The sequence below is a fragment of the Haloferax gibbonsii ATCC 33959 genome, assembly GCF_000336775.1.
GTDB lineage: Archaea > Halobacteriota > Halobacteria > Halobacteriales > Haloferacaceae > Haloferax > Haloferax gibbonsii.
Genome location: NZ_AOLJ01000012.1, coordinates 80385 through 101479, shown reverse-complemented (window position 1 = coordinate 101479; position 21095 = coordinate 80385). Strand labels below are relative to the sequence as shown.

14 protein-coding genes, 1 tRNA gene and 2 rRNA genes are annotated in these 21095 nt (G+C 65.8%); 5 read left to right on the top strand and 12 right to left on the bottom strand.

What is annotated here, in order from left to right:
- The 4 genes from C454_RS20910 to C454_RS07685 form a co-directional block, all read right to left on the bottom strand.
- A 23S ribosomal RNA gene (locus C454_RS20910) occupies positions 1-1156 on the bottom strand; the annotation flags it as partial.
- 216 nt (positions 1157-1372) lie between these two features.
- Positions 1373-1444: transfer RNA gene (locus tag C454_RS07695), tRNA-Ala, on the bottom strand.
- 197 nt (positions 1445-1641) lie between these two features.
- A 16S ribosomal RNA gene (locus C454_RS07690) occupies positions 1642-3096 on the bottom strand.
- 819 nt (positions 3097-3915) lie between these two features.
- Entirely contained in the window at positions 3916-4230 is a 315-nt protein-coding gene (locus C454_RS07685) for a non-histone chromosomal MC1 family protein (protein ID WP_004044781.1), read from the bottom strand.
- A 238-nt stretch (positions 4231-4468) separates the two neighbouring features.
- Between C454_RS07685 and C454_RS07680 the strand changes: the two genes are divergently transcribed.
- The 3 genes from C454_RS07680 to C454_RS07670 all read left to right on the top strand — a co-directional run bounded on the left by C454_RS07680 (position 4469) and on the right by C454_RS07670 (position 7190).
- Positions 4469-4666, top strand: coding sequence for a hypothetical protein (locus C454_RS07680; RefSeq protein WP_004044784.1), 198 nt, complete (start codon positions 4469-4471; stop codon positions 4664-4666).
- Positions 4667-4726: 60 nt separating this feature from the next.
- Entirely contained in the window at positions 4727-5782 is a 1056-nt protein-coding gene (locus C454_RS07675; RefSeq protein WP_004974225.1) for a quinone-dependent dihydroorotate dehydrogenase, read from the top strand.
- Between the two features lie 97 nt (positions 5783-5879).
- The gene (locus tag C454_RS07670) at positions 5880-7190 is read left to right on the top strand and encodes a DUF6498-containing protein (protein WP_275039249.1); all 1311 of its coding nucleotides are present in this window, start codon (positions 5880-5882) and stop codon (positions 7188-7190) included.
- Between the two features lie 66 nt (positions 7191-7256).
- On the opposite strand, the gene C454_RS07665 is transcribed toward C454_RS07670, so the two are convergent.
- From C454_RS07665 to pheS, 4 genes are all read right to left on the bottom strand, one after another.
- Entirely contained in the window at positions 7257-9869 is a 2613-nt protein-coding gene (locus C454_RS07665; protein ID WP_004974220.1) for a valine--tRNA ligase, read from the bottom strand.
- A 90-nt stretch (positions 9870-9959) separates the two neighbouring features.
- On the bottom strand, positions 9960-11165 hold the full coding sequence (locus C454_RS07660; RefSeq protein WP_049905035.1) for a trans-sulfuration enzyme family protein: 1206 nt from the start codon (positions 11163-11165) through the stop codon (positions 9960-9962).
- 235 nt (positions 11166-11400) lie between these two features.
- Complete coding sequence (gene pheT / locus C454_RS07655; RefSeq protein ID WP_004974215.1) at positions 11401-13113, bottom strand: phenylalanine--tRNA ligase subunit beta; 1713 nt, start codon at positions 13111-13113, stop codon at positions 11401-11403.
- Complete coding sequence (gene pheS, locus C454_RS07650; RefSeq protein WP_004974214.1) at positions 13113-14612, bottom strand: phenylalanine--tRNA ligase subunit alpha; 1500 nt, start codon at positions 14610-14612, stop codon at positions 13113-13115. The genes pheT and pheS overlap by 1 nt, the downstream gene beginning before the upstream one ends.
- Before the next feature lie 319 nt (positions 14613-14931).
- Between pheS and C454_RS07645 the strand changes: the two genes are divergently transcribed.
- Entirely contained in the window at positions 14932-15204 is a 273-nt protein-coding gene (locus C454_RS07645; RefSeq protein ID WP_004974211.1) for a hypothetical protein, read from the top strand.
- Between the two features lie 19 nt (positions 15205-15223).
- On the opposite strand, the gene C454_RS07640 is transcribed toward C454_RS07645, so the two are convergent.
- Positions 15224-16366 (bottom strand): NAD(P)/FAD-dependent oxidoreductase, encoded by a 1143-nt coding sequence (locus C454_RS07640; RefSeq protein WP_004974209.1) that lies wholly within the window; start codon positions 16364-16366, stop codon positions 15224-15226.
- Positions 16367-16457: 91 nt separating this feature from the next.
- Between C454_RS07640 and C454_RS07635 the strand changes: the two genes are divergently transcribed.
- Positions 16458-17489 (top strand): ornithine cyclodeaminase family protein, encoded by a 1032-nt coding sequence (locus tag C454_RS07635; RefSeq protein ID WP_004974207.1) that lies wholly within the window; start codon positions 16458-16460, stop codon positions 17487-17489.
- A 36-nt stretch (positions 17490-17525) separates the two neighbouring features.
- Here the strand turns inward: C454_RS07635 and C454_RS07630 are convergent, their stop codons facing one another.
- The 3 genes from C454_RS07630 to C454_RS07620 form a co-directional block, all read right to left on the bottom strand.
- Positions 17526-19115 carry a tryptophan--tRNA ligase gene (locus tag C454_RS07630; protein WP_004974203.1) on the bottom strand — a complete coding sequence of 530 codons (1590 nt, stop codon included), beginning with the start codon at positions 19113-19115 and terminating at the stop codon, positions 17526-17528.
- Entirely contained in the window at positions 19112-20131 is a 1020-nt protein-coding gene (gene endA, locus C454_RS07625) for a tRNA-intron lyase (protein ID WP_004974201.1), read from the bottom strand. Before endA ends, C454_RS07630 begins: the two co-directional genes overlap by 4 nt.
- Before the next feature lie 194 nt (positions 20132-20325).
- On the bottom strand, positions 20326-21057 hold the full coding sequence (locus C454_RS07620) for an Sjogren's syndrome/scleroderma autoantigen 1 family protein (protein ID WP_004974199.1): 732 nt from the start codon (positions 21055-21057) through the stop codon (positions 20326-20328).
- Between the last annotated feature and the right edge of the window lie 38 nt (positions 21058-21095).

The window sequence follows — 21095 nt, the reverse complement described above, 5'->3', positions numbered from 1 at the left end:
CCTCCCGGCTGTTTAGGGCTCGAGACAATCTTCAATCACACTTAATCCACACTTTGGGTCCTTAACCTGGCTCTGGGTTGTCTCCCTCACGGTGCACAAGCTTACCCCGCACACCGGACTCCCTGAGTCTACGACGTCTGTAAGTTCGGAGTTTGACAGGGAAGCGAACTCCTCTCGGAGTCCGGATTCCCAATCGGTCGCTCTACCTCACAGACTATCTCATCAGAGGTCATGCTTCGACATGTTTCGGTTGGAACCAGCTGTTGCCAAGTTCGATGGGCCTTTCACCCCTACACCAGAGTCACGAGAGGGTATTGTAGGACACCAACTCTAACGGGCCTCCACGCAGCTTTCGCCACGCTTCGCCCTGCTCCGGCGTAGATCACTTGGTTTCGGGTCGCATCCGGTTGGCTCCCCGCCCTTGAAGACGGTGGCCCTGGTCAAAGACTGCGGCCGTATCGGTTTCCCTATGCCTCCGGGGGTTCACCCCTTAGACTCGCCAGTCAGATGCACTCCATGGTTCGTTTTTCAAAACGCACGACGTAACATCGGCTTCACTCGAGTCATACTACGGGATCGCTCCCAGTTCTTTCGTCGAGTGACCTTGTATGCCACGTCGCTCTATCGCCAACTGATTTCAAGCCCTATTGCACCGCCCTTTTCGGGGTGCTTTTCAGCGTTCGCTCACGCTACTTGTTCGCTATCGGTCTCGAGGAGTGTTTAGTCTTCGCAGTTGATGCCTGCGAAATTCACGAGGGATATCCAACCCCCGCTATTCTGGAACAACCCCGGGATCTGAATCTTATGTTACGGGGTTTTCACCCTGTATCACGCTCCGTTCCAGGAGACTTCACATAAGATCCAGGTCCGTTATGGGTAGTCCGTACACCACATTGCCCGAAGGCTTCGGTTTGGACTGTATCGCGTTCACTCGCCGTTACTAACGACATCGCGGATTGCTTTCTTTTCCTGTTCCTACTAAGATGTTTCAATTCGGAACGTTCCCCATTGCGCGAGGCAATTGCGTGGGGATTCCCATTCGGAGATCCTCAGTTCTTTCCCTCCATGCGGGTCCCTGAGGCTTTTCGCAGCTTGGCACGTCCGTCATCGGCTCTCGAGCCGAGCTATCCACCAGCTGGCACAGTAGCCAGTTGATATAGTCACTGTGACCCGGAGAACGGGTCCAGTGGACGCCTGGATTGCACGTACACACGGTTTCATCAAACACCCTCGGAGATAGCCGAGGCGTGTTTTCGACCCTTCCCAACCTCGCTTGCGCGGGATGGTGCATCTGTCGTCAGTATCCATTCTGTCGAAACGTCTTGCCACACTTAAGTGGCACGATCGTTTCGGAGTGGAATACTGCTTACCATGGACCCACAGGGATTCGAACCCTGGGCATCCTCCTTGCAAAGGAGGCACTCTACCACTGAGCTATGGGCCCGTGTTAGCCCTAGTAGTTCTAAGGTGTCCGAACGGGTGTCATCGGTGAACTCGGAAGATCGCGTGTGAGCCACCCCGTCGGGGTGGTCTCGGTCGTTAGGAGGTGATCCAGCCGCAGATTCCCCTACGGCTACCTTGTTACGACTTAAGCCCCCTTGCGAAGCCCAGATTCNCCCCGTCGGGGTGGTCTCGGTCGTTAGGAGGTGATCCAGCCGCAGATTCCCCTACGGCTACCTTGTTACGACTTAAGCCCCCTTGCGAAGCCCAGATTCGACCACCGTGTGGTGGCCTCATCCGGACCTCACTCGGGTGCTTTGACGGGCGGTGTGTGCAAGGAGCAGGGACGTATTCACCGCACTCTATTGAAATGCGATTACTACCGAATCCAGCTTCATGAGGGCGAGTTTCAGCCCTCAATCCGAACTACGATCGAGTTTAGGAGATTAGCGTTCTCTTTCGAGATAGCAACCCATTGTCTCGACCATTGTAGCCCGCGTGTAGCCCAGCTCATTCGGGGCATACTGACCTACCGTTGCCCGTTCCTTCCTCCGCTTTAGCAGCGGCAGTCCTTCTAATGTACCCAGCCAGTCGAAACTGCTGCTGGCAATTAGAAGTGCGGGTCTCGCTCGTTGCCTGACTTAACAGGACGCCTCACGGTACGAGCTGACGGCGGCCATGCACCTCCTCTCTATAGCGTCGTGATAAGGTCATCAACCTGATCGTCATCACTATAGTCGGAGCTGGTGAGATGTCCGGCGTTGAGTCCAATTAAACCGCAGGCTCCTCCGGTTGTAGTGCTCCCCCGCCAATTCCTTTAAGTTTCATCCTTGCGGACGTACTTCCCAGGCGGCTCGCTTCTCGGCTTCCCTACGGCACAACACAGGCTCGTAGCCTGTGTCACACCTAGCGAGCATCGTTTACAGCTAGGACTACCCGGGTATCTAATCCGGTTCGAGACCCTAGCTTTCGTCCCTCACCGTCGGATCCGTCTTCTCGAGGTGCTTTCGCCATCGGTGGTCCGTCCAGGATTACGGGATTTCACTCCTACCCCGGACGTACCCCTCGAGCCTTCCGGTCCCAAGCCATGTGGTTTTCACCGGACGCCCGCCAGTTGAGCTGGCGGATTTCCCGATGAACCTTCATGGCCGGCTACGGACGCTTTAGGCCCAATAATATCGGTCATCACTTGAGCTGCCGGTATTACCGCGGCGGCTGGCACCGGTCTTGCCCAGCTCTTATTCCNGAAAAGCGAGGACTATATGCCCTCGCACTTGGGGTCCCCTTATCGCACTTGCGTGCAGTGTAAAGGTTTCGCGCCTGCTGCGCCCCGTAGGGCCCGGAATCTTGTCTCAGATTCCGTCTCCGGGCTCTTGCTCTCACAACCCGTACCGATTATCGGCACGGTGGGCCGTTACCCCACCGTCTACCTAATCGGCCGCAGCCACATCCTACAGCGCCTGAGCGTTTCGGAGAGTCGGCATTCCAGCATGACTCCCGTATGAACTATTAGCCTCAGTTTCCCGAGGTTATCGTTCTCTGTAGGGTAGTTTGGCCACGTGTTACTGAGCTTTTCGCCACGAGTATGAACTCGTGCAACTAGCATGGCTAAATCGGACCCCAATAGCAATGACCTCCGGCAGGATCAACCGGAATGGGTCGCGACCATTTAAACCTGGTCGCGGGGTTTTGGCGGGNTGCTGTCAAATCACCGTTCAAAGGTCCGAGTTCGTATGACATCCGTTCGGATGTCACCGAACTACTAGGGCTAACATCAGATACCGTCTTGCGGCGTACCGCAGGGGCGGAATCCTCATTTCCTTCGGACCTGAACCGAGGCGATTCGTGGGTATAAACCCTTCGAACCTCCGTGGGTTCTGGCCCGGTGAGGCAGGACGCGTTGAATCGCCCTGCAATCGCGGTGTGTCGTTCGCATTCATCCGAAATGCCTTGGACCACTTAAGGCCGTCGTATCGTGGCGACCCCCGGGAAGGTGTGTCATCCCGGTGNGGTGTGTCGTTCGCATTCATCCGAAATGCCTTGGACCACTTAAGGCCGTCGTATCGTGGCGACCCCCGGGAAGGTGTGTCATCCCGGTGGGCGCCTGACGACCTTGGGGTCGGGGCGTTCGGTGGAAGCCTTCGGGGGGAGTGCCCCCGTGCGCTTCTTCGCATTAATCCGAATGCCGGGGATACATAAAAGGCCGTCGAACCGATGGCGCTTCGTCATGCGGTTTCATGGCGGGATTATTCATAAAATAATGATAGACTCTCGGAGACACGGATAACTCTCGAGGACGTAGATATCGCGCGACTGGAGGCCGGTCGGTCATCCCCCGCGTCGTACGTTCGGTCTGACCGGGTGTCGGTCGCGCAAGCAGACGCTGGCGGCGCTGTTTGAAAGGCGTATCGACTGCACTACGACTCGGGGTGCTACACGTGCGTGCGCACGATAAGAATGTGAACGTCGGTCGCGCTACTCGTCGAGGTGCTCGATTCCCTTCTTGGAAACGTTTCCTTTGGTAATCTTCCCCTCCATCCAGCCGGGCTTGTCCTCCGGGGCGCTGCTGTTCCACGCCCACGCGTCGAAGATGTGGACCTTGTCAGTCCCCTTCTCCCGGAGTCGAATCTCGACCGCGTCCGACTTCGCGTCGTCTTCGGACCCGGCGGGGTCGAGTCGTCGGGCCGCCTTGAGCGCCGCTTGCCTCGGCATGCTGCCCGAAAACACGCTCGTCTCTGTACCGTCCTCCTCTCGGAGCACGAAGTTCCGCTTACCGTCCTCGCGTACCATGATTTTCCACCTCTATGCCAATGAACCACATGGCACATGATAAATATATCGACGAATTTCGACCGACGACGCCGTGTTACTTATATACTCGACCGGTTCGACGCGCCGACTCACCTCGCCGACGATGCGACGGACTTCGCTGCGAGACGGTCGGGTTCCGGCGAAAATCACCACTCTCCGGGAGGACGGAGACAACACTTATGTATCCCCTGCGGCGAACCAACGGATAGACCCCCAGATGGTCCGGAAAAAGAAGCTCAGTCCGAGTGGCGCCAAAGACGAGAACGGCGAGTACCACAACGTCCATGTCAACCTCCACGAAGACGAACTCGCGGTCGCCGGAATGGAGATCGGCGACGAGGTGTTCGTCCGCGTTCGGGACGGTAAAATCATCATCCAAAAAGCGGACCCAGACCAGGTCGAACACGACTTCTGAGCGCGTGATACGTATCGTCTCGAACCGACCCGTCACCAGCGGAAGGCACGACAGACAGCAATGAACCCCTATCACCTCGCCAAACCACTCCTCTTTTCGTTTCCACCGGAGACCGCCCACCGGACCATCCACGGACTGCTCGCGACCGCTCGCGGCACTCCGGTCGAACCGCTCTTAGAGCGGCGCTACCGAGTCGACGACTCCCGACTCGCGACGAACGCGTTCGGCCTCGACTTCCCGAACCCGGTCGGCGTCGCGGCCGGGTTCGACAAGAACGCCGAGATACCCACCGTTCTTTCGGCGCTCGGCTTCGGCCACGTGGAAGTCGGCGGCGTCACCGCGGAGCCCCAGCCCGGAAACCCGCGCCCCCGGATGTTCCGCCTCCCCGAAGACGAGGCGCTCATCAACCGCATGGGCCTCAACAACGAGGGCGCGGACGCGGTCGGAGAGCGCCTCGCCGCCGGACCCCTCCCGGACATCCCCGTCGGCGTCAACCTCGCGCTCTCGGAGGTAACGCCCACAGAGGAGGCCCCCGACGACTACCGCTACACCTACGAGCGCGTCGCCGACGGCGCGGACTACTTCGTCGTCAACGTCTCGTGTCCCAACAGCGAGGGCTTCCGCGACCTGCAGAACCGCGACTCGCTCGAAGCGATTCTCGGGACGCTCGTCGACGCCGGCGCCGACCCGCTTCTCGTGAAACTCTCGCCCGACCTCCCGGACCCCGCCGTGGAGGACGCGCTCGAAGTCGTCGACGAACTCGGTCTCGACGGCGTCATCGCCAGCAACACGACCACCTCTCGGCCCGACACCCTGCGGAACCCAAACCGGGCAGAACGCGGCGGTCTCTCCGGGAAGCCGATCGAGGCCGAGGCCACGAACATGATTCGCTTCATCGCCGAGCGGACCGACGTGCCCATCGTCGGCGTCGGCGGCGTCTCGGACGCCGAAAGCGCCTACAGAAAGATTCGCGCCGGGGCCGAGATGGTCCAACTCTACACGGGCATGGTCTACGAGGGACCGTCTATCGCCCGCGACATCAACCGCGGCCTCCTCGACCTGCTCGACCGCGACGGCTTCGACGACGTGGCCGACGCCGTCGGGTCGGGACTGTAGCGGCCCGAAATCTCGCCGACCGCGGCCGCAACGACCGAGGACCTGCGCGCTGATAGCGAACCGAAGACTGATTTTCTTCCCATCCGGTTGAAAAGTCGTGCGCCCTCCCTCACCTCGTGACTCCGGCGTGCTGGCGGTCCTCGCCTCGAACGCCGTCGCGCCCGTCGGCGTCCTGTTCCTCGACTGGTCTCCGACCGTGCTCTTCGGCGTGTTCGTCGCCGAAATCGCCGCCGTGCTGTGCTGGACGCTCGTGAAGATACCCTTCGCAGCGAAGCGCCCCAACAACGCCATCGGCGACGGGGACCGACTGTTCGGCCCGTTGCAAGCCAAGCGAGGGGGAGTCTCGCTGCCCCGGTCCCTCCCGCGGTTCTACCCGCGGAACGTTCCGACGCTCCTCATCGCGGCGTTCCTGCTCGTCCCGCTCGAACTCGCCGTCGCCTTCGTCGCCTTCGGCCTGACCGACCCGGTCGTCACCGACGTGGTCGCCGGACAAATCCTTCTGGGCGGCGTGAGCGTGTTCGTCGGGCGGGGCGTCGAAACGGTCACCGGCTACTTCGCGGCGGGCGGCTACCGCGACCACTCCGCGCGGTCGGTGTTGCTCCCCCCGTTCAAACTCCTGTTCGCCGTCGGACTGCTGTTGTTCGTCTTCGGACCGTTCGCGATCGAACTCGAAAACGACGTGTTCCTCGTGATCCTCGTCGGCCTGAAGTTCCTCTACGACCTCCGCGCGCTCCAACTCGAACGGAGCGAAACGCGGGGCGTCTTCTACCGACTCTACGGGAGCGAGGAGACCGAAATCGAACCGATCCCGGTGGAGGTGCCTGCAGGAGCGCCGACCTATCGAACCACGCCCGCCCGTTCGGTCGCCCTCACCGACGCGGTCTCCCAAAGCCTCCGGTACACGGTCACCAGCGGCGTGCTGTGGTGCTACGGCGTCGCCGCCGCGCTCGTCTTCTTCGGCGCGTGGACGTTCGCGCTCGCGCCGCTCGCCCTCGCCGCCGCGTTCGGGACTATCCGAGGGACCTCACGCTACCTCGCCTACGGACCCGTCGAGTTCCGGTGCTACGGGGACGTGCTCGTCGCCCACGACGCGCTGTTGGACGAGCCGCAAGCACGCCTCGAACGCGACGCGGTCACCGACGTCAGCGTGTCCACCGACGCCGTCGACCGCCTGTTCGGCACGGAGACGATACGGTTCGAGACGGGTGTGGACACGAGTCCCGACGTGGGACTCACCGTCCCCGACCCCGAGGAGGCTCGCACCGACGACGCGAACGCGAATCATCCGATGACGATTCCCCACGTCGAAGACGCGGCGGCGGTGCTGGACGCCTTCGGCGACGTAGATGAGACTGAGACTGAGCCGGAGACAGAGGTCGAGACGACGGTGCCGAGCGGCGACGACTGACGGGCCGCCCGCTAAGCGACCGAATACCGGGAAAAGAACGCGGACGGAAACGACCGAGTGGCCGTCTCAGTCGGCGTGCTGGACGATGACGATGGCGTCGCCGGCTTCGAGCATGTCGCCTTCGCCGACGTACTCGCGGGACTCCTCGATGGTGAACATCTCGGGGTCGAGTTCGACGCCCGCGACGTGCATGACGCCGTCTTCGACCTCGTAGTCGTCGCTTTCGAGGGCGGCCTCGATGTCCGGGACCTGCGCGCCGTACTCGGGGCCGACGAGGGAGTAGTCGAGGTCGACGCCGGTCACGACCGACTCGATTTCGGGCTCCTCGTCGAGCAGTTCGAGCGCCTCGATGTGCATGACGCCGCTCACGTCCTCCTCGAAGCCGTGGATGTCGCCGTACACCTGCACGAGGTCGACGGGGGCGTTCATCGAGAGCTGGTTGTCGCTTTTGTACTTGCGGAGCGCGCCGACGACGGCCATCGCGGTTTCGCCGGCCGCGACGTCGGCGTCGAGTCCGAGCGGTTCGGGCCACGACTGGTCGTGGACGCTCGTTTCGTCGTACATGTCGCGCCAGAGTTCCTCCGTGACGTGTGCGAGGATGGGCGCGAAGCAGGTCAGGAACCGCTTGTGGGCGGTCTGGAGCGTGTACGCCGCCGAGGGGTCGTCGCCCTCGCGGACGCGCTGTTTGGCGATTTCGAGGTAGTCGTCACAGAACGTGTGCCAGAAGAAACTACGCAGGCGGTCGCGCGCCTTCGAGAACTCGCGGTTCTCCAGTTTCTCCGTGACGAACTCGAGTTCGCGGTCGAGCGAGGCCAGAAGCCAGCGGTCGATGGCCTTCAGGTCGTCGTGGTCGAACTCGGCGGGCGCGTCCTCGGTGAGGCTCTCGACGAGCTTCGAGGCGTTCCAGAGCTTCCGCATGAGTTTCTCGCCCGCGACGAGGCCCTTCTCCTGGTACGGCAGGTCGTCGCCGACGGCGCTCCCGGCGGCCCAGTAGCGGGCGGCGTCGACCGGGAACTTCTCTAAGACCTCGTCGGGCGAGACGACGTTACCGACGGACTTCGACATCTTCTCGCGGTTCTCGTCGAGGACCATCCCGTTTATCATGACGCTGTCGAACGGGACCTCGCCGGTGTGCTCGTAGCACTTGACGACCGTGTGGAACAGCCAAAAGGAGATGATGTCGTGGCCCTGCGGGCGCATGTCGAACGGGTAGAGTTCGGGCCGTTCGAGTTCCATCGCCTCCGTCTCCGGGTTCCAGTCCCAGCCGCCGTTGATGAGGGGCGTGAGCGACGAGGTCGCCCACGTGTCGAACACGTCGTCCTCGGCGGCGAACTCGTCGTGGCCGCACTCGGGGCAGGCATCGACCGGCGGGTCGTCCGAGAGCGGGTCGACCGGCAGGTCCTCGCGGTCGGCGACGACCACGTGCTCGCAGTCCTCGCAGTACCAGACGGGGAACGGAATCCCCGAGGAGCGCTGCCGCGAGATGGCCCAGTCCCACTGGAGACCCTCGATCCAGTTCTTGTACCGCGTGAACATCTTCTCGGGGTACCAGTCCATCTGCTCGCCGGCTTCGAGGTACTCCTCGCGCTTGTCGAGCAGTTTGATGTACCACTGGTCCTTGACGAGGAACTCGACGCTCGTGCCGCACCGCTCGTGGACGTTGACCGTGTGCGTGATGGCGCGCTTGTCGAGGAGCGCCCCGGCGTCGTCGAGGTCGGAGACGATGGCCTCCCGCGCCTCGTCGGCGGAGAGACCGGCGTACTCGTCGGCCTCCTCGGTCATCGTGCCGGACTCGTCGATGGCGACGCGGAGCGGTAGGTCGTGGGCCTGATACCACTCGATGTCGGTCTGGTCGCCGAAGGTACAGCACATGACGAGACCCGTGCCGGTCTCCAGGTCGACGCGCTCGTCTTCGAGGATGGGAACCCGCTGTCCGAACAGCGGAACCTCCGCTTCCTGCCCGACGAGGTGCTCGTTGTCGTCGTCGTCGGGATGGACGAAGACGGCGACGCAGGCGGGGAGCAGTTCGGGTCGCGTCGTGGAGATGACGAACGACTCCTCGGACTCGGCCACGCCGAACTCGATGTCGTGGAAGTGCGAGCCCTGCTCGTCGTCTTCGGTCTCGACCTGCGAGATTGCGGTCTCGCACTCGGGACACCAGATGGCGGGGGCGCGCTGGCGGTACTGCCGACCCTTGTCGTAGAGGTCGACGAAAGAGAGCTGGGAGACGCGCTGGACCTCGGGCGAAATCGTCTGGTACGTCTGGTCCCAGTCGATGGAGATGCCGAGGTTCTGCATCTTCTCCGTGAACTCCCCTTCGTACTCCGCCGTGACCTCGCGGCAGAGCTTCTGGAACTCGCGTCGCTCGTAGTCCTGGTGTTTGATTCCGAGTTCGTCCTCGGTCAGGAGCTCCGACGCGATGCCGTTGTCGTCGTAACCGAACGGGAAGTACACCTCGTCGCCGCGCATCCGGTTGAACCGGGCGACGAAGTCCTGGAGGGTGAAGCCGTAGACGTGGCCCCAGTGGAGGCTCCCGGACACCGTCGGCGGCGGTGAGTCGATGGAGAAGACGGTGTCGGGGTCTACCGCACGCTCCGGGTACGCGTACAGGTCTTCGTCGACCCACCTCTCTTGCCACTTCGCCTCGACGGTTTCCGGATCGTATTCTCCGCTCGGCATTGCGTTGGCGTACCTACAGCCGGGCGGACTGTTAAACGCCTCGGTTAAGTGCCCGAGGGAACGGAATTCGGGCGCGAGAGCGGTGACTACCTACAGGACCGAAAGCGCCGATTCGAGGTCCGAACGAAGGTCGTCGACGTGCTCGACGCCCACGGACATCCGAAGCAACGAATCGGAGATGCCGAGCGCGTCGCGTTCGGTCTGCGAGAGCGGCGAGTGGGTCATCGTCGCCGGGTGCTCGATGAGGCTCTCGACGCCGCCGAGACTCACCGCCAGCGGGAACTCCCGGAGTTCGCCGAGGAATTCGGCGGTCCCGTCGAGGTCGGTGTCGAGTTCGAACGACAGCACCCCGCCGAAGCCCGACTGCTGGCGCGCCGCGAGGTCGTGTTGCGGATGGGACTCCAGCCCCGGGTACAGCACTCGCGTCACGGCCTCGTGGGATTCGAGGAACTCGGCGATTTCCATCGCGTTGGCCTCGTGCTGGCGCATCCGCAGCGGGAGCGTCTTGATTCCCCGGAGCGTCAGGTAGGAGTCGAACGGCGAGAGCATCGACCCCATCCCGACGCGCTGGAGGAAGGTAATCTCCTCCAGTACGTCCTCGCGGTCGGTGACGACCGCGCCGCCGATGGAGTCGGAGTGACCGTTGAGGTACTTCGTGGTGCTGTGGACGACCACGTCGGCCCCGAGCGAAAGCGGATTCTGGAACTGCGGGCTGAGGAAGGTGTTGTCCACCCCGAACACCGCGTCGCCCTCGTCGGCGATGGCCGCGATGGCCTCGATGTCGCAGAGGTGCATGAGCGGGTTCGTCGGCGTCTCCATCCAGACGAGCGCCGTCTCCTCGCGCATCGCGGCCGCGACGTTCTCCGGGTCGGTGGCGTCGACGAACGACACGTCCACGTTCAGCCGGTCGGCGAACAGCCGGTTGAGCATCGTCTTCGTCCCGCCGTAGAGGTCCTCGAACGCGACGATGTGGTCGCCCGGCCGGACCACCGCGGTCATCGTCGCGGCGATGGCCGCCGTGCCGGAGACGAACGCCAGCGCGTGGTCGGCACCTTCGAGCGCCGCGAGCCGGTGTTCCAGCGCGTTCCGCGTCGGATTCGACAGCCGCGAGTAGAGGTACTCGCCCGCGTCGGGGTCGAGCGTCTCCAGGTCCGCGTCGGGGTCGATGGTCGGCACCGCGTAGGTCGAAGAGAGATGGACCGGAACGACGACGTCCTCGACGCCAGGGGCCGGGGTCTGACCGCGCTCGCCGTGGGTCACCGCCAGCGTCTCGCGGCGTACATCATTATCGTTCATACAGGAAAGGCGACGACTCGCGTCCTAAAGGTTTCTATCGCGTTCTGACCAAATGCACGAAAAGAATTACTGGCGTCGTTAAATTACCTCAAGTTATCCGATTTCGGTTCGTAGACCCTCAAAAATATCTCCGGTCCACCTGTACCAACGCCGACAGGTCGAAGCTCCCACCGTTTTCCGCGACTCGCTCCGCTCGTCACGCAAAAATCTGGACCAAAAACGACCGCCGAAACTCCTACGCCAGCGCCGACAGGTCGAACTCGAACGCCGCGACCGGCAGTTCGAGGTCGTGGTCGACGATGACTTTCGGGTGGAGTTCGCCGACGACGCCGACTTCCTCGCCGTCGATGACGACCGCGGCGGTGCGGCCGTCGATGAACGACGGATGCTCGGTCGCGGGCGTCTCCAGTTCCGCGTCGTAATCGCGGCAGAGCGCCGCGAGGCGAGCCTTCGCGTCCTCGTAGGTCGCATCGTGGCGGGCGAGGACGGCCGCGACGTGCCGGGCCTCGGCGACGCGGGTGTTCTCGCCGTCGTCGCGGTGGGCCACGTGGCCGATTTCCGCGAGGTCCTGCGGGTACGCCCGGTGGGTGTTGTTCTCCAGCACCATCGTCAGCGAGGGCAGCACCCACGTCCGGAGCATGGTGTAGTCCTCGCTGTACGGCTCGGTGATGGAGGCCGGTTCGCCGCCGCCGAGATACTCGGAGCCGACCTCGACGTCCATGCGCTCGTAGTTCTCCTCCTCCGAAATCATGTGGAAGTTGAGCAGGTCCTCGAAGCCGAGGCCGACGAGCGAGGTGCGGACGGCGTCTTCGAGTCGGGAGCGCTCGTGGCGCTGGCCGACCGTCCCCACGTCGGGGTAGCGCGGTTCGAGTTCGTTGAAGCCGTAGGCGCGACCCACGTCGTCGACGAGGTCGAGCGGGTGGAGCACGTCCACGCGGTACGGCGGGATAGAGACCTCGTAGACGGTCTCCTCACCTAACTCGGCGTCCGCGTCCAGCCCGGAGCGCTCGAACAGGTCGATGACCTCGTCCATCTCCAACTCGACGCCGAGAACCGTCTCGATGCGGTCGTGGGAGACGTGTTTCGTCTCGACTTCGAAGTCGGGCTTGACGACGGTTCCACCCCCGTACTGCACCTCGACGTCCTCGATGGTCGCCCCGCGGGCGGCCAGCGCGTAGCAGATGATGTTGCACATCCGGTCGATGGTCCACTGGTCGGTGCCGGTGAGTTCGACGAGCAGGTCGCGGGAGTCCGTCGAGACCTCGGTCCGGCGGCCGTTGATGACCGGCGGGAACGAGAACAGACCGATTTCGTCGTAGATGGCCGGATAGCGGTCGTACTCGCTCACGAGGTCGGCGTACTTCCGCCCGGTGTCGTGCTGTTCGAGCACCTCGGCGGGCGTGAGTTCGTCGTTCGAGTCGAGCGCGACGAACGTGTCGCCGTCGGGTTCGATGCCCGTGTACGTGATGGAGTTGCCGGAGGCGTTCTCCGAGAGCACGTCGCCTTTCAGCATCGTCAGGTCGTGGATGCCGATGGCTCCCTTGGCGCGCTTGCGGCCCATCGTCGCGTGGAGTTTCTCCTGCAACTGGATGAGCGAGTCGAGCGCCGCGTCGTCCAGGTCGACCCCGCGGACGACCGCGCCCGTGACGTAGGGTCGCTCCTCGGGCACGTCGTCGTCGACGACGAAGGTCCAGTCGGGGTCGTTCGTGTTCGGCACCGAGACGCCGCGGGCGTCGCCGTACTGGTAGCGAAGCGAGCGGGCGACGCCTTCGACCGACAGGCGGTCGAGGCGGTCGGGACCGAACTCCAGTTGGAACGCCCCGTCGTCGGTGACGCCCTCGAACTCCAGTCCGAGCGCGAACAGGTCGTCTTTGAACTCCTCGTCGGACTTGTCTTCGTGGCCGGTCAGGCGGCGCAGTTCGTCGGGTTGAACGTCGACTACGGGCATTACTTGAGCACCTCCGTCTCGCGGAGCAGGTCGAGGTCGCACAGCGTTCCGTGCACGTCGCGGATGTCGTCGAAGCCGTACATGAGCATCAGGAGACGCTCCAGGGCGAGGCCCCACGCCATCACGTCGCACTCGACGCCGAGCGGGCGAAGCACTTCCTCGCGGAACATGCCGGAGTTACCGATTTCGATGAGTTCGCCCGTCTCGGGGTGTCGGCCGAACAGCTCGAACGACGGCTCCGTGTAGGGGTTGTAGTGCGGCTTGAACTGGATGTCCGTGATGCCGAAGTGGGAGTAGAACTCCTCGAAGGTGCCCATCAGGTCGCGCACCGAGAGGTCCTCGGCCATCACCCAGCCCTCTATCTGGTAGAACTCCAGCAGGTGCGTCGGGTCGAGCGTGTCGTTGCGGTACACCTTCTCGACCGAGAAGTACCGCTGCGGCGGCTCTAACTCGCCGACCTCGTGGCCCGAGAGGTAGCGCATCGACAGCGACGTGGTGTGGCCGCGGAGCGCGATGGCCCGCGCGAAGTCCTCGGACCACGGCGAGTGGTAGCCGTCGCCGTCCTCGCCGACGCCGTTGAGGTGGGCGTCGCGGACGCGGTCGATGAGGTCCTCGGGGATGTCCTCCATCGGCGGCACGTCGAGGGCGAAGCGGTCCCAGTGGGTGCGCGCCGGGTGGTCCTGCGGCATGAACAGACAGTCGTTAATCCAGAAGTCCGCGTCGGCGTGCGGGCCTTCCATCTCGGCGAAGCCCATGCCGGTGAGCACGTCCTTCACGCGGTCGGCGGTCTGCCGGAGGATGTGCTTCTTACCGCCGCGGGCCTCGGGCGCGTCGGCCTCGACGTTGTACTCCGTGAACTCCACGTCTTCCCACTCGCCGGAGGTGAGCAGTTCGGGCGTGAGGCGGTCGACCGTCTCCGCGGCCTCGACGCCCTCCATCAGCGCCGTGACGCCCTCGTCTGTGAGGGTGACGGCGCGGATGGTGCGCTCGTGGCGGACCACGAGCTGTCGCGATTCGAGCTGGTCGAGCACGTCGGCGTCGACGGACTCGCCCGCGGCGAGGGCCGCGAGCGCGGCGGCCTCCTCGTCGGCGTCGGGGTCGGCGTCCGCGTCGGGCGCGAGTTCGCCCGAATCGATGGTCCCGTAGCCCTTGCGCGCGAAGTTCGACAGCGCGATGTCGACCTGCGGGCCGCCGAGGGAGGACGCGCCGATGACCTGCCCCATCGGGACCGCGTCGCCGTCGCCCACGTCGAGCGCGGCGCGGTAGAGCCGGACCTCGGGGAGGTCCTCCTCGGCGTACTGGACGCCCTCGTCGGTCAGTTCGACGGACTCCGCCGTGGTCTCGGTGACCGAGACGAGTCCCTCGTCGCGGAGGTCGAAGACCGCGCCCGTCACCGTCTCGGGCTTCTGGTCCGTCGCCTCCGCGAGCTGTGCAATCGTTCGTTCGTCGGTGGCGCTCGCGGCGTTCAACACCGCGACCTGTGATTCCGGAAGTCGCATCTGGTTCGTTGTGGCGTTAGCCGTCTGGTGGTCGGTTAGCAGTTTCGAAGCCTCGCCGCGCTGGCGGGGCTGACCGGCGGGGTCGGTTTCGTCCGGCGGGCGCGATGACGCCCGCACGGAGTCCGCCGACCTCAGGCGGTCAGGAAGAAAAATCCGAACCCGTCGGTGGTCGGTTCGCTCGCTCGCGTCCCGCGTTTGGGTTCGGACACCATATGCGACCGATTGTGAGTGCCGAGTAAAAGCGTTGCGCGTCCGTCCCGAGCCAGTCCGAACGCAGATACGTTCTTGGTACCGGCCGACGGAGAGACGGCGAAGACGAATGCGAGACCTGGACACGACCCTCTCGGCGATTCGCCTCGGCCACGAGGCGTCGCTCATCGTCAAACCCCCGAACCGACCGGACGACAGAGACGACGTCGAGGCCGTCCTCGTCCGGGCCTCGCCGCCCTACGAGTTCGACGACGGCGAACGGACCTACCGCGTCGTCGAAGACGAGGGCGACACCGGCTTTCGCGTCCTCGCGTCGCGCGACGTCGCCGACCCCGTCCGCGTCCTCGGCGAACTCCGCGCCGTCGTCGATATGAGCGCCTGAGCCGAGCGTTCGATTTCTCTCACGCCACGTTCCGCTCGCGGAGCGTCTCGCCCGACTCGAACCGGTCGAGCGACAGCGCCGACACGTCCACCCCGCAGGCGTCCTCGCCGAGACACAGGTCGGCGACGGCCTCGCCCGTGGCGGGCGCGTGCTGGAAGCCGTGGCCCGAAAAGCCCGCGGCGACGACGAGACCGGGTTCGACCTCGTCCAGAACCGCGTGGTGGTCCGGCGTCACGGCGTACAGTCCGGCCCAGCCGTTTCGAATCCGCGTCTCCGGACCGAAGTAGGCCGCGGCGTCGTCGGCCCGCTCCGTCGCCTCCACCGCCCACTCGATATCCATCGACTCGTCGAACCGGTCCGGGTCCACGTCGGGGTCCGACGCCGAGAAGTGGCCGCCGACGATGGCGGTCCCCTCCCGCTCCGGCCGGAAGTACGCACCCGTGTCGAGGTCGATAGTGAGCGGGGCGTCCGCCGGAAGGTCGCCCTCGGGCTCCACGACGGCTATCTGTCGGCGGCGCGGCGCGAGTGGGAGGTCGACGCCCGCGAGCGCCGCGACCCGACCGGACCACGCGCCCGCGGCGATGACCACGGCGTCGGCGTCGATGGGTCCGTCCGGCGTCTCGGCCCGCCAGCCGCCGACGCGAGCGAGGTCGGTCACGGGCGTCTTCGTCCGAACGTCGACGCCGGCGGCGCGGACCGCGTCCGAGTAGCCCTGAACCGCGGAGTGCGGGTCGGCGACGCCGTCGGCGGCCGAGAAGGTCGCCGCGACGAACGACTCGGCCCGGAGCTCCGGGAGGTACTCGGCGGCCTCCTCGGGCGAGAGGACGCGACTCGGCGCGCCCGCGTCGGTCTGCATGGCGACGTTCTCCCGGAACGCCGCGGCGGTCTCCTCGGTCCGGGCCAGAAAGAGGTAGCCCGACCGACGGTAGTCGATGTCGACGCCGAAGTCGTCCGCGAAGGACTCCCAGACGGGGACGCTGGCGAGCGAGAGTTCGACGTTCACGCGCGTGGAGAACTGCGTTCGGATGCCGCCCGCCGCGCGACCCGTGCTGCCGCCGCCGAGCGTCCCCGCCTCGCAGACGGTGACCTCGGCTCCGCGGTCGGCCAGCGCGTGGGCGCAGGCGAGTCCGACGACCCCGCCGCCGACGATGAGGACGTGCATGGTCCTGTCTGATTCGCCACCGACATGAGTTTGTCTGTCACACACTAGCGAGGCGCAATGTTTTCACCCGACCGCGACGAGTCGTCCGGGTATGGTCCGTATACTCTCCGCCGACGCCGTCGGCGAGTTACTGTCGCTCGCGGAGCTGTTTCCCGTCGTCGAGGAGGCGTTCGTCAAGCAGGGTCGCGGCGAGGTCGAACGGCCCCCGAGACCGCACTTCCCGGTCGGCATCGACATCGACAGGGTTCGGGACGGGACCGGCGGCGAGGGTGTCGCGGGCGCGGGTGTGGAACCGGCAGGGCGGGACGGCCCGCTCGGCACCGCCCTCACCATGCCGGCGTACATCCACGGCCGCGAGGTGTACGCGACGAAGCTCGCGTCGGTCCATCCCGAGAACGTCTCGCACGGCCTTTCGACGGTGAACGCGCAGGTCGTCCTCACCGACGCGACGACCGGCCTCCCGCTCGCGCTCCTCGACGGGACGACGATTACCAGCGCCCGCACGGGCTGTATCGGCGGGCTCGCCGCGGAGTACCTCGCCGCCGACCCGGTCCGACTCGGCGTCCTCGGCGCGGGCACGCAGGCCCGCTGGCAGAGCCGCGCCGTCGCCGTCGGCTCCGCGGTCGAGTCAGTCCGGGTCTACTCCCCGAGCGACTCCCGCGAGGCGTGCGCCGCCGACCTCCGCGAGGACGGCCTCCCCGCCGAAGCGGTCGACTCCCCCGAGGCGGCCGTCTCCGAGGCGAACGTCGTCGTCACCGCGACGACGAGCGAGGCGCCCGTCTTCGACGGCTCGCGGCTCGAACCCGGAACCCTCGTCGTCGCCGTCGGGGCCTACACGCCCGAGATGCGGGAACTCGACGCCGAGACGTTCGAGCGGGCCGCGCGGGTGTTCGCCGACGTGCCCGAGGAAGTCGCCGACATCGGCGACGTGCGCGGGGCCGACATCGACGAGTCCGACCTGATTCCGCTCTCGGCGGTGTTCGAGGGCGACGCCGGTCGCGACGACGACGACGAGATTCTGGTGGTCGAGAGCGTCGGGTCGGCGGTGCTCGACGCCGCGACCGCCGAGTACCTCTACGAGAAGTCGAACGCGCGCGGCGTGGGAGAAGAAGTGGGGTTGTGAGCGGTCGTGTGGGCGATGGGTGGCGTTACCGGCTCACTAGTGCTCGGCGGCAACCCCTCGCCGCTCCGTCTCTAAGTCGATGTCCAGCGAGTCGAGGACCTCCTCGGCCTCCTCGCGCTTTTCGTGGTGGTCTTCGAGGAACTCCCGCATCATCGTCGCCGCCTGCTCCTTGCAGCCGCCGCAGAGGCGCTCGCCGCCGACGCACTCGTCGTAGACCTCCTTGGCGAGGTCGTCGTCGTCGCCCGTCAGCAGGTAGGCGTACAGCTCGTACACCGGACACTTGTCGGCCTCGCCGCCGAGTTCGCGCTGTTCGTCGGCGGTGTCGCGGCCGCCAGTCGTCGCCGATTTTACCTTGTCGTAGCCCTCCTCGGGCGCGTCGAGAAGCGAGATGTGGCTCGCCGGAATCGACGACGACATCTTGCCGCCGGTGAGACCGGTCATGAAACGGTGGTAGATAGAGGACGGCGGGATGAATCCGTAGCCGCCGTGGTGGGCCTCGACCTCGCGGGCGAGGTCTTCGGCCTCGTCGACGCCCATGTCGAACGCGTCGATGTGCTGGTCGTACCGGCGCTTTTCGCCCTCGATGTCCTCGATGAGCGCCTCGAACGCCTCGTCGGTCGCCTGTCGGGCGAAGAAGCGAATCCGCGGGCGGAGCGGTTCCATCCCGGCGTTTTCGAGCTTCTCGACCGCCGATTCGCGGACCGACTCGGAAACGAGCACGCCGGCCGCGTCGAGGTCGGCGTCGGCGAGCCACTCGGCCGCCTCGCCGCACCGCGGCATGTCGGCGTCCTCGGCGTACGCCTCGCGGGCGTCGTGGGCGGCCGCGACGAGCGGGCGCTCGGCGTCGTCGAGTTCGAAGCTCGCGAACGCCTCGGTCACCTTGAAGAATCGCATCCGGGTGGCGAGGTCGCGGGCGAACCGGACGTGGGGGTCCTGGTCGGGGCCGACCGGGATGACCGTCGGCTTGGGGTCGTCCAACTGCGGGTAGAGGATGTCGGCCATCTGCGTGACGACCGACTGCATGTGCGAGACGTTGGTCTCGCCGTCGAAGCCGTAGATGGACTGGAACTCCGAGAAGTTGGCCTTCCCGCCGAGTTCGAACGCGAGCCGCTGGAGGCGGTCGTTGTCCGACTGTCGGTAGAGTTCGCCCGCCTCGGGGTCGAACCCGAGCGCGATGAGCGACAGCAGGTAGTCGCGGCTGTGCTCGTTGATTTCGTCCCACGGGATGCCGCGGGCGGAGTGCGCCTCCATGTCGGCGATGAGGCCGTAGGCGTCGCCGCCCTGCTCTTGATGCCAGATTATCTCGTCGAAGACGAGCTTGTGGCCGATGTGGGGGTCGCCCGTCGGCATGAAGCCCGAGAGGACGGCGAAGTCGTCGCCGTCGCGCATGGCGTCGAGGACCGGCCGGTAGTCGCGGTGGCCGAAGATGACCCCGCGGCGCATCAGGTAGTGCGGGTTCGGAACCTCGTCGAGCACCTCGTCGAACTCCTCGATGCCGAACTCCTCGAACAGCTTCCGGTAGTCGGAGACGGTCGACGAGCCCCACGGGTCGAGGGCGACGTCATCTGCTCCCTCTGCTGTGCCTCCATCGGTGCGGATGCGCTCCGCGGGTTCGTCGTCTGTCATGGCGTGAGCCGACTGACCGAAAGCCAGTCTATCTCTCCGTTGTCGTCGGTCAGCGCAAAAACCATTCGCTTGCGGACACCGCCGGCGAGGCGAACGTCGAGCGAGAGGTCCCGCGGGACGAACGTGTGGTCGGGCGCGACCACGCGCACGAGGAACTCGGAGTGCGAGAGGTCAGACACCGACTCGAACTCCGTGTAGACGCGGAAGTCCGAGCCGAACTTGAAGCCGCTCTTGGGGACCGTCTTGGCCCCCCGGAGCGCGGCGTAGACCGCGAGCCGGCGGTCGAATCGGTCGCCCTCGACGTCGCGGCCGCGGGAGACCACGTCGGCCTCGTCGGTGGCGAGCGCGTCGGCGCGGGCGAGGTAGGCGGCTTCGAGGAGCGACAGTTGGAGCGGGCCGCTGTCGGCGTTTCTCCCGTAGAGTCGCTGACCGAAGAAGCCGCGCTGGTAGAGGCGGTCGACGCCGTCCCAGACGAGCGCGCGGTCCGAGAGGAGCTCCGCGTCGAGGTCGGCCGGGAGGTCCTCCGCGGCCGTGCCCTCGGGGGAGTAGCCCTCGGTGTCGAAGTAGGTCAGGTCGCCGTCCTCGTCGACGATGGCGAGCACCACGTCCCCGAGCGACGAGACGGGGATACTCTCGCGCTCGCCGACGACGCGGACCCGGTGTTCGACCTCGCCGTCCCACGGACCTTTCCCGCGGGGGTAGACGAGGAAGTCCGCGCCCGCGGCGTCGCCGACGCCGGGCCAGCCCTCCCGGGCGGGCGAGAGGTAGAACCCGCGGTCGCGGAGGTCCTTGTAGACGACGAAGTCGAGGGTGGTCCCCGTTCGCGCGAGGAGTTCGCGCAGGCCCATCCCGTCCACGCCGTCGATGTCGTCCCGCGAGAGCAGGTGGGCGGCCTCGACGGGCGCGACCTCGAGGTCGTCGCCGCCGGTGGGTCTCCCGTAGCCGCGCGAGTCGTGGAACCGCTGTCGAGCGTCGCCCGGGAGGTGGACGACGCCGTCTTCGAGGCGTCCTTGCATACCCGAATCGGGGCGCGGCGACGACAAAGGGCCTGCGATGCCGGCGGCGCGGCCCGCGGGAGCGTCGGGGTGACCGCCAGCGTCGACTCGTCGCGGCCGCGGTTCCGGACGCGCACCGCTCGGCCGGCCGTGTCGCCAGCGGCGGGGCCACGGTCGTCGCCCCCCGTCTTGCTGCCCTGCGCGTGGGCGTCGGCTCATGCGACCTCGCAGGTGGAGTCGAGACACCGCCGGCCGCGACTCGTCTCGAATATCGGGAGGCCGCACTCGCAGTCGTCGCCGACGACGCCCGCGGGGAGGGAAAACGCCGTTTCGCACTCGGGGTAGGCGCCACAGCCGGCGAGCAGCCGGCCGCCCCGTCGGATGATGCGGAGCGGCGACCCGCAGTCCGGACAGGACCACTCGCCGTCGAAGCGGTCTCTCACATGGTCGTCAAGCGGGTCGCACCGGCGGTCGATGCACACTTCGAACGGCGCGCCGCGCTCGACGCGCATCAGCGGCAGGCCGCAGTCGTCGCAGGTCTCGTCGAGGACGGTCGCGCCCGCCGGCAGGCGATACTCGGTCCCCGAGTCGAGGGCGACGACGGACCCGTTAGTCCTGACGAGCGGGTCGCCGGTGTCGGGGTGTGAACCGACCGGGACGCCCGCGTCGCTCGCGGGGTACTCGGCGCGGCCGGTCACGTCGTTCGACTCGACCGTGAGGGTCTGGTCGCCGGCGCGGGCCACGAGGCCGAACGACCCCGGCCCCGACTCGACGGTCAGCGAGTCGGCGCGGGTCAGCCACGCGACGGGTTGGTAGCCCCCGGCGTCGTGGACGAGGACGGTGCGGTCGGGTTTGGCCACGACGACGACCCGGCCGCGCTGGGTGCGGTCGCGGGAGCCCTCGAAGCTGACGGTGCAGTCGCCGGCGAAGACGCGTATCGAATCCATGCGGCGGAATGGCCGCCAATTGCGATTTGAACCTTCGT

Bases quoted from the DNA above. Each gene is read 5' to 3' on its own strand.
- C454_RS07635 (WP_004974207.1), top strand. From the start codon at position 16,458: ATGGTCCGTATACTCTCCGCCGACGCCGTCGGCGAGTTACTGTCGCTC.
- C454_RS07675 (WP_004974225.1), top strand. From the start codon at position 4,727: ATGAACCCCTATCACCTCGCCAAACCACTCCTCTTTTCGTTTCCACCG.
- C454_RS07665 (WP_004974220.1), bottom strand. From the start codon at position 9,869: ATGCCGAGCGGAGAATACGATCCGGAAACCGTCGAGGCGAAGTGGCAA.
- C454_RS07680 (WP_004044784.1), top strand. From the start codon at position 4,469: ATGGTCCGGAAAAAGAAGCTCAGTCCGAGTGGCGCCAAAGACGAGAAC.
- endA (WP_004974201.1), bottom strand. From the start codon at position 20,131: ATGCAAGGACGCCTCGAAGACGGCGTCGTCCACCTCCCGGGCGACGCT.
- C454_RS07620 (WP_004974199.1), bottom strand. From the start codon at position 21,057: ATGGATTCGATACGCGTCTTCGCCGGCGACTGCACCGTCAGCTTCGAG.
- pheT (WP_004974215.1), bottom strand. From the start codon at position 13,113: ATGCCCGTAGTCGACGTTCAACCCGACGAACTGCGCCGCCTGACCGGC.
- pheS (WP_004974214.1), bottom strand. From the start codon at position 14,612: ATGCGACTTCCGGAATCACAGGTCGCGGTGTTGAACGCCGCGAGCGCC.
- C454_RS07645 (WP_004974211.1), top strand. From the start codon at position 14,932: ATGCGAGACCTGGACACGACCCTCTCGGCGATTCGCCTCGGCCACGAG.
- C454_RS07685 (WP_004044781.1), bottom strand. From the start codon at position 4,230: ATGGTACGCGAGGACGGTAAGCGGAACTTCGTGCTCCGAGAGGAGGAC.
- C454_RS07640 (WP_004974209.1), bottom strand. From the start codon at position 16,366: ATGCACGTCCTCATCGTCGGCGGCGGGGTCGTCGGACTCGCCTGCGCC.
- C454_RS07630 (WP_004974203.1), bottom strand. From the start codon at position 19,115: ATGACAGACGACGAACCCGCGGAGCGCATCCGCACCGATGGAGGCACA.
- C454_RS07660 (WP_049905035.1), bottom strand. From the start codon at position 11,165: ATGAACGATAATGATGTACGCCGCGAGACGCTGGCGGTGACCCACGGC.